This window comes from Psychroflexus planctonicus, from assembly GCF_014640195.1.
GTDB lineage: Bacteria > Bacteroidota > Bacteroidia > Flavobacteriales > Flavobacteriaceae > Psychroflexus > Psychroflexus planctonicus.
The window spans coordinates 178116-193494 of record NZ_BMGM01000002.1 but is presented as its reverse complement, the minus strand read 5'-3'; the positions used below and the strand labels follow the sequence as shown (position 1 = coordinate 193494).

Annotated in this window: 11 protein-coding genes; 1 reads left to right on the top strand and 10 read right to left on the bottom strand. The window is 33.3% G+C overall.

Features of this window, described 5'->3' with window-relative positions:
- Window position 1: 1 nt before the first annotated feature.
- From IEV72_RS02980 to IEV72_RS02970, 3 genes are read right to left on the bottom strand one after another with little or no spacing between them, the layout of a single operon-like run.
- Window positions 2-1681 (bottom strand): LptF/LptG family permease, encoded by a 1680-nt coding sequence (locus IEV72_RS02980; protein WP_188457602.1) that lies wholly within the window; start codon window positions 1679-1681, stop codon window positions 2-4.
- Between the two features lies 1 nt (window position 1682).
- The gene (gene lolA1, locus IEV72_RS02975; protein WP_188457601.1) at window positions 1683-2339 is read right to left on the bottom strand and encodes an outer membrane lipoprotein periplasmic chaperone LolA1; all 657 of its coding nucleotides are present in this window, start codon (window positions 2337-2339) and stop codon (window positions 1683-1685) included.
- A 10-nt stretch (window positions 2340-2349) separates the two neighbouring features.
- Window positions 2350-4749, bottom strand: a complete 2400-nt coding sequence (locus tag IEV72_RS02970; RefSeq protein ID WP_188457600.1) for an FtsK/SpoIIIE family DNA translocase — start codon at window positions 4747-4749, stop codon at window positions 2350-2352.
- Between the two features lie 207 nt (window positions 4750-4956).
- On the opposite strand from IEV72_RS02970, the gene hutH reads away from it, so the two are divergent.
- Complete coding sequence (gene hutH, locus IEV72_RS02965) at window positions 4957-6468, top strand: histidine ammonia-lyase (protein WP_188457599.1); 1512 nt, start codon at window positions 4957-4959, stop codon at window positions 6466-6468.
- An 11-nt stretch (window positions 6469-6479) separates the two neighbouring features.
- Here the strand turns inward: hutH and IEV72_RS02960 are convergent, their stop codons facing one another.
- From IEV72_RS02960 to IEV72_RS02930, 7 genes are all read right to left on the bottom strand, one after another.
- Entirely contained in the window at window positions 6480-9596 is a 3117-nt protein-coding gene (locus tag IEV72_RS02960) for a PAS domain-containing protein (protein ID WP_188457598.1), read from the bottom strand.
- 77 nt (window positions 9597-9673) lie between these two features.
- On the bottom strand, window positions 9674-10591 hold the full coding sequence (locus IEV72_RS02955; RefSeq protein ID WP_188457597.1) for a ribonuclease Z: 918 nt from the start codon (window positions 10589-10591) through the stop codon (window positions 9674-9676).
- A complete protein-coding gene (locus tag IEV72_RS02950) occupies window positions 10591-10923 on the bottom strand; it encodes a ribonuclease Z (protein ID WP_188457596.1) in 333 nt (110 codons plus the stop codon). The genes IEV72_RS02955 and IEV72_RS02950 overlap by 1 nt, the downstream gene beginning before the upstream one ends.
- Window positions 10913-11851, bottom strand: a complete 939-nt coding sequence (locus IEV72_RS02945; protein WP_188457595.1) for an aspartate carbamoyltransferase catalytic subunit — start codon at window positions 11849-11851, stop codon at window positions 10913-10915. The genes IEV72_RS02950 and IEV72_RS02945 overlap by 11 nt, the downstream gene beginning before the upstream one ends.
- On the bottom strand, window positions 11844-12392 hold the full coding sequence (gene pyrR, locus IEV72_RS02940) for a bifunctional pyr operon transcriptional regulator/uracil phosphoribosyltransferase PyrR (protein WP_188457594.1): 549 nt from the start codon (window positions 12390-12392) through the stop codon (window positions 11844-11846). Before pyrR ends, IEV72_RS02945 begins: the two co-directional genes overlap by 8 nt.
- A gap of 124 nt (window positions 12393-12516) precedes the next feature.
- The gene (locus IEV72_RS02935; protein ID WP_188457593.1) at window positions 12517-13332 is read right to left on the bottom strand and encodes a prohibitin family protein; all 816 of its coding nucleotides are present in this window, start codon (window positions 13330-13332) and stop codon (window positions 12517-12519) included.
- A 13-nt stretch (window positions 13333-13345) separates the two neighbouring features.
- Complete coding sequence (locus tag IEV72_RS02930; RefSeq protein ID WP_188457592.1) at window positions 13346-15373, bottom strand: vWA domain-containing protein; 2028 nt, start codon at window positions 15371-15373, stop codon at window positions 13346-13348.
- Between the last annotated feature and the right edge of the window lie 6 nt (window positions 15374-15379).

Below are 15379 nucleotides of genomic sequence, written 5' to 3'. Positions count from 1 at the left end.
ATTACTCTCTGGTTTTGTACTTGTTCAGTTTCAGTTTAATTAACAATTTACGAATAGGAACCGCAATAAAATCAATGTTAACAAAACCTTGGTCTGTTGTTGCTTTATAGGTAAAATAAAATCCTACGGGGAAAAATATAAAAGTGGAAATCCAAGAACCTAAGAAAGGACTAATTTTTCCAGTTTCAGCAGAATTTTGAGCAAATATGCCTAAAAAGTGGTAGATTAAAAAAATCAAAATTGCAAATACTAAAGGAAGCCCTATTCCTCCTTTTCGAATAATTGCTCCTAAAGGTGCTCCCACAAAAAATAAAATAACACAAGCAACTCCCAATGCATATTTATTGTGTAAATGGGTTTCCGTTTTATTGAGTACAATGTATCTATTTTTATAAGAATTTTGCTGGTTCTGTACTTGTGGAATCACACTATTAACGGTGCTGATTGCTCGACTAAAAATTTGACCCCATTCGCGGTCAGGATATTCAGCTAAAATTGTTTGCATATCAGATTCACCAGATAAATCTTTATAAGTTGGTTTCTTTTTTTCTTTGCGTTTCTTTTGGTCGATTAATTTAGAATTTTCTGGAGTTGAGTCGCTAAGGTTCGAATTTGGAATTTGACTAGTGTTTAATTGAAGCTTAGGACTTTTAGAAATATTGCTATCTATTTTCTTATTTAACTTTTTCTCCGAAGTGTCTTTTGTTGAAGATTTTTTAGCAGCATCTTTAGTGTTTGTTTTGTTATAATTTTTAACAATACGTTCTCTTTTAGAAACACTGTAAAAGCCATTACGCTGCTTTATTAAGTTTTGGTAACGTGCTTGTGATTTATTTACACCTTGAGAAGCAGAATCTATCTGTATAATTAATTCTGATGCATTGAGCATTTTATAAGGATGGCTTACGCTTTCGTCTCCTAAATCAACATTATTTAATTGAGACAAGTCTATATTTATAACATGTTCTCCGAAAGAAGATTTTACGAATGGTAGTTTTTGGCGTTGTTCAAATGTTTTTGGGTAAATTTCATCGTAATAGTGACCATCATACAAGATTAATTTCAAGTAATTTGAGTTTTCTTCTGATGCTAATTCGCCACTTTTAGATTTAATTACGGTATAATTTCCCGGTCTACCCTTAATTTTTTGATGAATAATTACATCATCTAAGTATTGGCCATTATCGCCAGACTTTTTTGTAACTTTAATATTGTACTCCCCAATTTGCGTAAAAACTCCTTCAACAATAGCCATCGCTGGTTTTACTTTAGCTATATTATTTTTTAAATTAATGGCTTTAAATTCTGCCCAAGGAATTACCGTATTTGAAAAATAAAAAGTAGCAAAACCCAATAATACTATAAAAACGATTAAACTTTTCATGGCTCGTTGAAGTGAAATCCCAGCCGATTTCATGGCGGCAAATTCATAGTTTTCAGCAAAGTCACCAAAAGTCATAATGGAAGCTACTAAAATAGTTAAGGGTAATAATAGCGGGACTTGATAAGGTAAATAGTAAAAAAGGAACTTGGCAATTACAATTAACTCGATGTCTTTACCTGCAAAGTCTGAAATGAACGTCCAAATAGCTTGTAATACAAAGATGAGCATCAGAATTACAAATACAGAGAAAAAAGTTTTCAGAAAAGAAAACAGGATATATCGGTCAAGTATTTTCAAATTAATCTAATCTATTGATGTAATAATTACTGTATTTTTCTTCATTAAATTGAAAAAGAATTTCAGACAAAGGCTGATTTACTTTAAAACTCGATACTTTAATTTCGGTTTTGGTACCGTTATCTTGCACTTGTATAAGATTGTGAATATGGTAAGTTTGCTCATCTATTCCTAAATATATTTCTTTTACTTCTGCATCAGAATCCATAGGTATAAGTTTTACAAACTGAATTTTTCTTCCTTTATCATTTTGCACAATATCCATTTTAAAGTTGTACCCATCTTCAAAAAAAGTAAGCATTTTAGAAGGAGTAATTTCGCTTTCATCGGCTTCATTGTATTTTGAAATAATAACTTCTTCATCTTCTGGAATAATGGTGTAAATATATTCGCCATCAAATATACGTTTGGTACCCATCAAATTTAAAAGGTATTTTTCATCTTCAATGGTAACATCGCCACGTGTTTCTTGTTTGATGTCTTCTGAAGTATTCTCCAATACATACCTAAATGAAATAACAACATTTTCATACGAATTTACCTTTTGCAATACTTTGTTTACAAGTGTTTCTGCCTTCGGGTCAGATTGAGCTTTTACGGAAGTTATGCTGCTAAGAATAAGTAAAAAACTTGAAAAAAGAATGATTTTAATTTTCATATAATTTGTATTAATTTTCTAACATTTGGTCTAAAGCCGTTAAATCTGTAACTAGAACTTGTCTGGCTTTGCTTCCTTCAAAAGGACCAACAATTCCGGCTGCTTCTAGTTGGTCTATAATTCTGCCAGCTCTGTTGTATCCGAGTTTCATTTTACGTTGTAAAAGGGATGCTGAACCTTGTTGGGCAGTAACAATAATTTCTGCGGCTTCTCTAAATCGCTTATCGCGCTCATCTACATTATCATCAAGACTTGTGCCACTTTCCTCGCCTACATATTCAGGTAACATATGTGCATCTGGATAGGCTTTTTGCGAACCAATAAAGTCTGTAATTCGTTCCACTTCAGGCGTATCTACAAATGCACATTGCAAACGGACTAAATCGTTTCCTTGCGTAAATAGCATGTCACCACGACCGATTAGCTGGTCTGCTCCACCTGCATCTAAAATGGTTCTAGAATCTATTTTAGAAGTTACTCTAAAAGCCAATCGTGCTGGGAAATTGGCTTTAATCATTCCGGTTATTACGTTTACCGAAGGTCTTTGCGTGGCTATAATTAAATGAATTCCAATAGCTCGAGCTAATTGTGCTAAACGGGCAATTGGAGTTTCTACTTCTTTACCTGCTGTCATGATTAAATCTGCAAATTCATCTACCACTAAAACAATGTAAGGTAAAAACTTATGGCCATTTTCTGGGTTGAGTTTTCTAGCTTTGAATTTTTCGTTGTATTCTGCTATGTTCCTAACCATGGCATCTTTTAGCAAATCGTAACGCGCATCCATTTCTACACAAAGTGAATTTAGCGTATTAATTACCTTAGAATTGTCTGTAATTATGGCTTCTTCTACATCGGGCATTTTTGCTAAGTAGTGTCTTTCAATTTTATTGAAAAGCGTCAATTCTACTTTTTTAGGATCTACTAAAATAAATTTTACTTCTGCTGGATGCTTTTGGTACAATAATGAAGTTAAAATAACATTTAATCCAACCGATTTACCTTGTCCAGTTGCACCTGCCATTAGTAAATGCGGCATTTTAGCCAAATCTACCACAAAAGTTTCGTTAGAAATGGTTTTACCAAAAGCAATAGGCAAAGCCATTTTTGTTTCTTGAAATTTACTAGAAGCAATTACCGTTCGCATGGGAACGATTGATGGGTTTTGATTAGGGACTTCTATACCAATGGTTCCTTTGCCTGGAATTGGCGCGATAATACGTATACCTAAAGCCGAAAGTGATAAAGCAATATCATCTTCTAAATTTTTAATTTTAGAAATTCGGATTCCTGCTTCTGGAATAATCTCGTATAAAGTTACCGTAGGTCCTACCGTGGCTTTAATTTCAGCGATACCAATTTTATAGTTTTTAAGCGTATCTACAATTTTATTTTTGTTGCTTTCTAATTCAGATTGGTCAATGGTTATGCTTTTTCCTTTGTTGTAATCTTTCAATAAATCGATGCCTGGAAATTGATAATTTGCCAGTTCTAAAGTCGGATCAAATTCGCCAAAATCTTCAACAAGTTTTTTGCTTGTGGTGTCCACTTCATCTTCTTCTTCGGCGGTTTCTACTTCCATTGCTACATCATCTTGATTTTGAGATTCAATAACAATTTTTTCTTTTGGTTTAGGTTCTTCTTTTTCTGAAGAAGTTGAAGTTGGTGAATCCTGAAAATCTACAGTAGTTGGTTGTTCATCTTCTTTTGGTAAATCTTCATCTTCTCTACTTTTTTGTTCGGGTATTTCATTTGAAGCTTGATTTTCTTTTCCACCTGCATTACTTTCAACAGAAGAGAAATCTTCATCAATTGATTTTTTAGTAGATTTAAGTTTTCCAATTAATACATCTGGAGTAAAATTTAATCGGGTTACAGCATATAAAATAAATAGAAAAGCTAATAAAATCCCTACGCCAATTTTACCGATGTAGGCTTGCAAATAATCGTTTATTTCGAAACCTATAACCCCACCTAATATGGCGTAAGATGGTAAAATATAGCCAAGTAAAAGCGATAGCCAAAGCATAGATAACAAACCCCAAAGCCAGAATTTCTGTAATTTTTTTACTGCAATGTTTAAAAATAAATACAAGCCTGTAATGCTTACTAAAACAGCAATGTAAAAACTAGCCAAGCCAAATCCTTCATAAATGAAAAAATGACTGACTTTAGCTCCAAATTTACTGAGCCAATTTTGAGCAACAACATCTCTTTGGGCAACTTCAGATAAAATACTTTGGTCGGTTTTCCATGTAAACAAAAACGAAACAAAAGCTATAATTAAGGAAATACCAAAGAACAACAAGAAACTACCAAGAATAACTTTGTTCTTTTTATTGAAATTAAGCTTAGGGAAACTTAATTTGCTTTTTTTAGAAGAAGCATTTTTCTTGCTTTTTTTGGTCATTTGGTGCTTACTTGAATAATTTTCAAAAATACAAATATTAAACGAATACTTATAAATCTTACTTGTTTAAAAAGTTGAAGAGCTAATTAAATACATACGAATAAGTTAAATTGTGTTATCTATAATTATATTGTAGTTTTAAATATCTTGATTTTTAATTCCTTAAAAATACCTTACTTTTGTTAAGATTATTAAAACGAAACAGCAATGAACAAGACTTTTTATATTAGCTCTGAAATTTTAACTCTATCTGAAATTTACTGTATTTTAAGAGACCAACAAGATTTAAAACTCAGCGAAGAAGCAGTTGCTAATATTAAAAAATCCAGAGCTTATTTAGACGCCAAACAAGACTTAAGTAACCAAGCTGTGTATGGAATAAACACCGGTTTTGGTTCGCTTTGCAACATCAAAATTTCTGATCATCAACTTTCCAAATTACAAGAAAATTTAGTGCTTTCGCATGCTTGTGGAACAGGCAACATAATTAATTTTGATATTGTTAAACTCATGCTGCTACTAAAAATACAATCGCTAAGTTATGGACATTCCGGTGTTAGTTTAGAAGTTGTGAATAGACTTGTAGATTTTTATAACCACGGCGTATTACCTGTAATTTACGAACAAGGTTCACTTGGTGCTTCTGGAGATTTAGCACCACTCGCCCATTTGGCATTACCACTTTTAGGAAAAGGAAAAGTTTACTATAAAGGTAAAATACAATCTTCTGAAATTGTTTTGAAAGAATTGGGTTGGGAACCTATTGTACTGCAATCTAAAGAAGGTTTAGCCTTATTGAATGGAACCCAATTTATGAGTGCTCACGGAGTTCATGCATTACTAAAAGCGCATCATTTAACTTATTTTGCAGATGTAATTGCAGCAATTTCAATCGATGCTTTTGATTGTAATATGTCTCCGTTTGATCCATTAGTACATGATGTAAGACCGCATGCCGGGCAAATTAAAACTGCAAAAAGAATTCGTGAACTTTTGGCCGATAGTGAGTTGGGAAAAATAGAAAAACAAAACGTCCAAGATCCCTATTCGTTTAGATGTGTGCCGCAAGTTCATGGAGCTACAAAAGATACAATAGATTTTGTAACCAAAGCCATAAAAACGGAAATAAACAGCGTAACTGATAATCCAAATATTTTTGTAAACGAAGACAAAATAATTTCAGGTGGAAATTTCCACGGACAACCTATAGCTTTACCTTTAGATTATTTAGCTATTGCCCTATCAGAATTAGGGAATATTTCAGAAAGAAGAGTTTATCAGTTGGTTTCTGGTTTGCGTAATTTACCTAATTTTCTTGTACACAATTCTGGCGTAAATAGCGGGTTTATGATTCCGCAATACACCGCTGCAAGCATTGTAAGCCAGAACAAACAATTGTGTACACCTGCAACTGTAGATTCAATTGTTTCTTCAAATGGGCAGGAAGATCATGTTAGTATGGGCGCAAATGCTGCAACCAAGTTGATTAAAGTTACTGAAAACCTTAGCACTATTCTAGCAATTGAATTGTTTAATGCATCTCAAGCCTTGAGTTTTAGAACACAGAAAAGCTCCAGTTTTGTTGAAAAACTAATTGAAGATTACAGAAAAGTTGTTCACGTTGTAAAAGAAGATTGCTTAATGCACGATGAAATTGAAAAAAGCATCAACTTTATAAAAAACTATGATGTTGATTTGGAAGCATTTTTGAATGATTGATGTAAGTGAATTTAATTGATGATTGTTTTTCTGAAATAAACCGAAAATGTGCTGCCTTCATTTAAAATACTATCTACTTCAATTTTTCCGCGCATGGCTTCAATTTGATTTTTTAGAATAAATAAACCAATTCCTTTTGCTTCCGGATGCTTATGAAAAGTTTGATACATTTTGAAAAGTCTATTCTTGTACTTTTTCAAATCAATGCCTAAACCATTATCTATTATTGAAACTTTAATAAAGTCTTTGTATTCTTCATTTTCAATTTTAATGAAGCTTTTGCGGTCCGGAGAAGCATATTTTATGGCATTGGTAATTAAATTCATCAAAATACTTTCTACATAGCTTGAAGTTCCAGTAATGTAGTATAAATCAGATTTATTTATTATTTCTACTTTTGCTTTACTAGCAAGACTTGAAGTACTTTCTAAAACTTTAGCTAGAGTTGTCTTCAGATTGATAGACTCGTCTGCTTTTTGATTTTTGATACTTAATAAAGCAACTTCAGACAGATGTTCAATGGTTTCCATTAAGTTTTCAGAAGCACTCTGTAGCATTTTAAACATTTCATTATTCTGAAAATCTTTAAACTCAATTTTCAATAAATCGATTAAAGACAATATGTTGGCCGAATGTGAACGTAAATTATGAGAAACAATGTATGCGAAATTCATTAATCTATCATTCTGATTCTGCGTAATTTCTAAAACTTCATTTAGTTCTAAATCAATATTCTTACGAGCTGTTATATCCGTGATGAAACCATCTAATCTTATTCCATTTCCAAATTCATCATAGATAATTTTGGCTCTTTTTCTAATCCACTTCGTATTGTTATTTGCATCTAAAATTCTGTACTCAATATCATAACTTCCGTGCTTTTTAAGAAGTTCTTGCGTTTGGTCTATAACAGCGTTATCTTGAGGATGTACAAATTTCATCCATTTTCTGCTATCTTCTTCCCATTCAGAAAGTGGTATTCCAAATACTTTTTCAGCCGAAGGTGTAATAAAAAGTAATTCATGTGAAGGCAATTTTACAGACCACACCACACTTTCAATTTCATTAAAGATACTTTGTAATTTTTGTTGAGCAGATATCAATGCATATTCCCGACTTTTTTCTTCTGTAATATCTTGTATGGTTCCGTATAAACGAACAACTTCTTCGTCTTTTTTATCTATTGCTCCTATGCATCTCACCCATTTTTTATTTCCTTTAGCAGTTATCAATTCAAGTTCTTCATCATAACCACTTCCTTTGCTTACTGCAATTTCTACAAGTTGGTTAATTCTATTTCTGTTGTAGCCTTCTTTAAAGAAAGAAATAGCTTTTTCTGTGTAGGCTTCAAAATCTTCTTCTACTTCATGAATCTTTTTAGTCGTATCTGACCAACGTGTTGTGTTCTTTTTTAAATCAATCTCCCAAGCTCCTACTTTTGCCATTTTACCAGATTGTTCTAAAAAATCCTTTGTGTGGCGAAGCTCTTGCTCCATGATTTTTCTTTCGGTAATTTCTGTTGAAACACCTAAGACACCTAATTGTTCTGAGCCTGGATGTTGGTATGGAATTTTAACGGTTTGAAACCAACCCAAAGTGCCATCATTTTTTAAAACAAGTTCTTCTGGTATAAACAAGGATTTTTGTGTTTCTAACACTTTTCTATCGGTTTCTAAATAAGACTCTCTAAGCTCTAAAGGAGTGAGTTCAACATCAACTTCCTTTCCTCTAACTTGTTCTGCATTTAACTTAAATACGTCTGCAGCAGCCTTATTTACCATTAGAAATTTACCATCTTCATCTTTTGCATAAATGTAAGATGGCACCATGTCCATTATTTTTTGAAGTTGATCGCGTACTTGTTTATTTTCTTCTTCTATATTTTTGCGCCTAGTAATATCCGTAGTAAAACCTGTAATGTTTGTAACATTCCCCGTTTCATCCTTAATTCCTGAACCACGTGCTGAAAACCATCTGTAATTTCCATTTTTATGACGAATTCTAAAATCTATAGAAGCTCTTGACTCTTGACCTTTAGATAAACTTTGAACTAGATTTTCGAGAATCACTCTATCTTCAGGATGAATTAAATGAAAAAAGTTATCAATATGTTCTTTTAAATCAGACCGATCATAGCCAAGGTTTTTAATCCAAGTTTTAGAATAAAATGTTTTTCCTGTAGTCAACTCCCATTCCCAGATACCATCTTTACTAGAATCTACTGCAAGCTGGTAGCGTTTATTTAGTTGCTTTAATTCGTTTTGAGCTTTTACATGTTCTGTTATGTCTTCAGCAAGACCTTCAATAATTAAATTCCCTTCTAAACTTAATATGTTGGTACTTTTATCATGAATCCATTTTACATCTCCAGATTTGGTGTACATCCGGTAAATTACATTAACTGACTCGCCGTTTTTAGAAGCTGCAATTGCATTCCTAACCTTACCAATATCATCTTTATGAATCAGTTTGGTCCAAAGCGAAACATCATTTGCAAATACATCTGGACTGTAACCCAAAATATCTTCTACTCGATTGTTATGATACATATCAAAACCATCTTCAGAATAGCGATAAATTATTAAATGAGATAATTCGGTAAAACGTTCAAATTGGTCTTTCTCATTTTTCAGTAACTGTTTAGACATTCTAAGCTCTAACAATTGCATTACTTGATTGGCTAGAGAATGCAAAGCATCTTTTTGCTTCACATTTAATTTCTTTGGTCGCGTGTCTAAAACACAAAGCGTACCTAAGCACAAACCATTTTCAGTTTTAAGTGAAACACCTGCGTAATATATTAAATTAGGATTTCCGGTTACATAAGGAAAGTCATTGAACCTATTGTCTGTTCTTGCGTCTTCAACTTCAAAAAAATCTTTGTTTTCTTTAATGGCATGTGCACAAAAAGATAGTTGAACAGGAGTTTCTTTTTCATTAAAACCCACACTGGATTTAAACCATTGTCTGTCGTTTTCTACTAAGCTAATTAAAGCCACAGGAGATTCTGTCACCAAACAGGCTAAATTGGTAATTTGGTCGTATTCTTTTTCATCGACACTATCGACAATTGAATAAGAATATAGAGCTTTAAGTCTCTGAAATTCTGAATGTTGATTTTTAGACACAGATGTAGCAAATATTCTACAAAGGTAATATAGTTATTTAGAAACTAAAGTGTAGTTAATAAAAATTAGGCTAAAATCTAACAAATGTCAATTTTTAAACCTGTTTCTGCAATGCTCACCTTACTAAAGACTTCTTCCGCTTCGGTTTTAAAGCGTTCTAAGTTTTTGTACCGAACTGAGAAATGACCTAAAACTAAATACTTCACCTTTGCTTTTTGTGCAATAATTCCTGCTTGTTTGGCAGTAGAATGTTTGGTTTTGAAGCACAAATCTTCATGTTCTTCTAAAAAGGTAGATTCGTGGTAAAGCAAATTCACCCCTTTTATTTGTTCAACTATATCAGGTTTAAATGCAGTATCTGAACAAAAGGCATAACTTTTTGGTGGATCGGGTGCTTGAGTGATTTTTTCATTTTCTATCGGAATTCCATCTAAGTTAATAACATCATTTCCTTGTTTAGCTAAATTGAAATATTCATGTCCCACTCGATGCTGTTTCGCCGCTTCAAAATCCAGTTTGCGTTCGCCTAATTTCTCTTTGAATAGAAATCCGTTGGTATAGATTCTGTGATTTAACGGAATGGTTTCCACTGAAAGTTTTTCATCTTCAAAAATAATTTCAGCATTTTTACTTTCCAACTCGTGAAAATGAAGCTGATAACTGGTGAAGGATTTACTCAGCTTTAATTGAAGCTGTATAATTTCTTTGATGCCTTTAGGTCCGTACACATGCAAATCCTGGGTTCGATTCATCAAACCAAAAGTAGAAATCAGTCCGATAAGACCAAAAAAGTGGTCGCCATGCAAGTGTGAAATAAAAATATGATTAATTCTAGAAAACTTCGCTTTGAGTTTTCGCATTCTAATTTGTGTGCCTTCACCACAATCTATCAAAAACAAATGCCCTTTCATTTCTAACAATTGGGCAGTAGGATGTGCATTAGCTTTGGGACTTGCTGAAAAACAACCTAATATGCTAAGTTGTGGATTCTGCATTAAAAACCGAGTTGTCTTTCAATTTCTTCCATTTGAACCATGTCTTCTGCTTCTTGTAAAGTAGGTACCACATTTAATTCATCAGGTACATCGTCAATATTGATGGTATCGCTGATTAAAACAAAAGACTTCTTATTTGAGCGATGATGGTTCGAAATATCCAAAAAGCTCAATAATTGCTTCAACGTAAGCATTTTATAAGGTTGTAAATTAATTACAATATTGTTTTTTTCAAATTGGTGATGAATGCTTCCTATAAATGAAGCAAAATCAACAGGATCGTCTTTTTCATCTTCTAATAAAATGAAATTATCGTATGCTTTACTTTTCATATTGTTTAATTTTTGAAGCCAATAAATAAATGACTGCCATTCTAATCGCCACTCCGTTTTCTACTTGATTCAAAATAATAGCATATTCTGAATCGGCTACTTCACTACTTACTTCCACTCCGCGATTAATCGGTCCGGGATGCATGATGGTAATGGGTTTATTAAGTTTTGAAAGCACTTCGGTAGTTACTCCATATTGCTGCACATATTCTCGTGTTGAAGGAAAATAGGTAATTTCCATTCGTTCATTTTGTATGCGCAGCATATTGGCAACATCGCACCAATTTAAAGCTTTAGCTAAGTTGGTTTCTACTTGTACACCTAAGCTTTCAATGTGTTTCGGCATTAAGGTCAATGGACCACAAACTTTCACTTCTGCTCCTAATTTCTGGAGTGCGTAAATGTTACTCAAAGCCACTCTGCTGTGCAAAATATCTCCAACAATTACCACACGTTTTCCTGCTACATCACCTAACTTTTCTCTAATGGAATACGCATCTAACAAAGCTTGTGTAGGATGCTCATGAGCTCCATCGCCTGCATTAATAATGGATGCGTTGATGTGTTTAGAAAGAAAAACTCCTGCACCGGGATTGGGATGACGCATTACTACCATGTCTACTTTCATGGCTAGAATATTGTTGACGGTATCTTCTAAAGTTTCTCCCTTTTTCACCGAAGATGAAGCAGCTGAAAAATTAATTACATCTGCGCTTAAACGTTTTTCGGCTAATTCAAAAGAAAGTTTGGTTCGCGTGCTGTTTTCAAAAAACAAATTGGCAATGGTAATATCGCGTAAAGAAGGAACTTTTTTAATCGGGCGGTTAATCACTTCTTTAAAATGATCAGCCGTTTCAAAAATAAGCTGAATGTCTGCTTCGCTTATGTATTTGATTCCCAAAAGGTGCTTAACACTTAAATCATTCATCGTTTAAACGTATTATTTCAACAACATCTTCGCCGTCGTTTTCTTTCCATTTTACTACTACTCGCTCATGGTTAATGGCATCTACTTGCTTCCCGTTGTAATCAGGTTGAATAGGCAAATGCCGGCTAAATCTTCTATCGATTAAAGTTAGTAATTCTACCGTTTTTGGTCGCCCAAAAGATTGTATTGCTGTTAAAGCCGAACGAATACTTCTCCCCGTGTACAAAACATCATCTACAAAAATGACATGTTTATTTTCAACTATAAAATTGATTTCGGTTTGGTTGGCTTGCAATATTTTATCGCCTCTTCTAAAATCATCTCGGTAAAAAGTAATGTCTAGCTTTCCAAAAGCGGGTGCATTTTCTTTTAATTCGGCTTCTAAAATAGCTTGAATTCGGTTGGCTAAAAAAACGCCACGTGGCTGAAGGCCAATGATTACTGTATTTTTAAAATCGCTGTGATTTTCAATAAGCTGGCATGCTAAACGTTGAAGAATAACTTGTATTTCTTGACCATTTAATAAGGTTCGTTTACTCATTTATAAACCGAATTATTTATTTTCAAATGTAGTTATTTAAAATCGAATTTGTAAAATAGAATGCCGAAGATTAGCGCATAAAAAAAGCCCGCATAAAGCGGGCTTTTTTAAATTGAGAATAATCTTAGTTATTTCCTAAGATGATTGGCATTCCTTCATCTCCAGAACCAATAACAATTACTTTTGAATTATTAGATTTAGACAATTCTACGGTTGCTTGAATTCCCTTTTCTTTCAAAATGTTTTTAGTAAGCGATGCATTCAAAATTTCGTTTGCACGAGCTTTACCTTCTGCATCAATACGTTGACGTTCTGCTTCTTGTACCGCTTTAGTCAATCTAAATTCGTACTCTAAAGCTTCTTGCTCTTGTCTGAGCTTACGCTCAATAGCTTCTTTAATGGTAGATGGTAAGGATACATCACGAACTAAAATTCTTTCTACTTTTACATATTGGTCTTCTAGTTCTAAACTTGTTTCTTCAAAAATTTCTTTTTGAATAGCTTCTCGCTTACTTGCATACAATTGCTCTGGTGTGTATCTACCTACAACATTACGTGCTGCAGAACGAACAGCCGGTTGTAATACACGCTGTACATAATTATCACCGATCTCTTTGTGCAAAAGACCTAAAGTTCCAACTTTTGGTTGAAACCAGACCGTAGCATCTAAACTAATATCTAATCCATTAGAAGATAAAACTTTCATTCTTTCTTCTAAAGATTGTTGTCTTACTTCGTAAACAAATACATCGTTCCATGGTGCAACAATGTGAAAACCTTCACCCATAGCGGGCTCATCGGTAACAACACCACCGCCAAAACGCTCAAATAAAACTCCGGCTTGTCCTGAACTAATATTCACTGCCGATTTTGAAATAATAATAATTGCTATAATTGCTACAATAACTATTGGCAATGCAATTTTTGGTAACTTATCCATAAACTTATTTTAATTAAATTAATCCTTTATATTTTCTTATAAACCATTCAAAAAACAAAGTTAGGGCTAAAAAGCCTAACAGAAATGGCCAGTCGATTAAAGATTGATTCTTTTTTACTTTTTTCTGAATAGGTTGTAACTTGTTAGCTTCCAAAAGCTGATTTTTCAATTGATCAGGTGTACTTAAATTGAAAATTTCTTCACTCTCACCAATTGCTTTTAAAGCTGACAAATTGGGATTGATAAATTGATTTTCGACATTGTAAGCTACTATTTTAAATTGTCCTTCTTTTGAAGTTTGGGTTTCTTTTTCGGTTATTTTGAAACTGTAATTTCCTGCTGAAAGACTAGCAGTGTTAAACACAAATTTATTATTTACAAATAACATAGGAAATCGTTGCGTTTCTTTTGAAGCTTCATCGGTAATTTGAATACTCAGGTCTGCATCGGGCAACAAATTGTAATTGGCATCGTAAAATTTAGCAGAGAGTTGTGTTTTTTCACCTTCATTGTAAAAATTAGAAGCATTTACCAACAAACGTTGTTTGTAATCGCTAGAACTCAGGTATTGAATCAAGCTGGAAACAAAAGCATCAAAATCTTCAAAACTTTCGTTACTTGCATAAAACTGACTTCTCCATCGCCAAGAGTTTTCTCCCAATAAAACAGCATGGTTTGTTGAATTCTCCGAATAGGTAAACAACAAAGGTGTTTCGGTTGTTATGTTTTGCACATTTTGAAAAAGTAGCGTTTTGTATTCATCTTCAAAAAAAACTTCTCCAAACACATCTTGTAATGGTGGAAATTCTGAAAAGCCAATGTCTTCAAATTGAAAACTACTGAAATTTGAATGGTAACTGGAATAATATTCTTCTGTTGAAGACGTAACTTCTTTATTGAAGTAATCCTGGGTTTTATTCAGCAATGCGTAATCGGTTTGGGTTCCTGTAATGGTAAAACTGCCCAATCCTTTTTCCGAAGTTTGATCCAGAAGCGATTTAAAATTGGATTTAGGTTGGTAAAAAATCACCATTTGGTAATCGTCTATATCTACTTCATCTTTACCGATGAACTTCACTTCTACTTCACGCTGTTTCTTGGTTTCGATACTGCGTTTCCACATGCCTACATCGGGATGCAAGATGGAAGTAGCTAGTAAAATTTTTGCTCGCTCGTCAATCACTTCAACACCAAATTGGTATTGGTTGTTGTCGGTAAATTTTTCTCCTTCCAAGGTTTCCAAAACAACGTCGTACAATTGCAAACCAATTTGATTGGCTTCTACTTGAAATTGAATTTGTTGACTTGCTTTATCGGTTTCAAAAGTTATTTTTTTTGAAGCGATTTCTTGCTGGTTTTGCAACAACTTGATTTTCGTTTCTTCTGAATCAATTCCGTTGTAACTTACAAAGACTTCTACAGGAAATTGATTGTTCAAAAACGAATAATTGTTTGCGTTTACCAAATCGATTTTTGCATCGAAAGCAGGAATAGTGTCGCCTACCAACACCGGAAAAATAGATAGATTTTTTTGTTTGGAATACAAACTGTAATCTGCACCCATGCTTTGGTTTCCATCTGAAATGAGCACCACAGCATCTTTTTCGGTATCGTAAATTTTATGAACAGAGCTTAATGCATCAGTTATTTTGGTTTGTTTTTCAGAAAAATCAAGCGAGTCTAATTCAGTAAAAGCTTCACCGAATTTGTATTTTTCGATATTGAATTTTTCCTGAATGGCTTCATCTGTTGAAACTGATTTTAAATAATCTTCAACTTGATTACTATCACCAATCTGATTGATTGAAGACGAATTGTCTACCAAAAAAATCAAATTTCGTTTAATTACTTGGGTGGTTGTATTTTCAATTTTAGGATTCAGAAGCAAAATCCCTAAAGTCAAATACGTAAAAAAACGAAGTGCAAAAAACAACAAACTGCTCTGACTTCGTTTTTTTGTTGAAAATAAATATTGAAAATAAGACAAACCCAAAGAAAGGCAAACAATCAGTATCAGCAGCAATATGCTTTGGTTTGTCATACAATT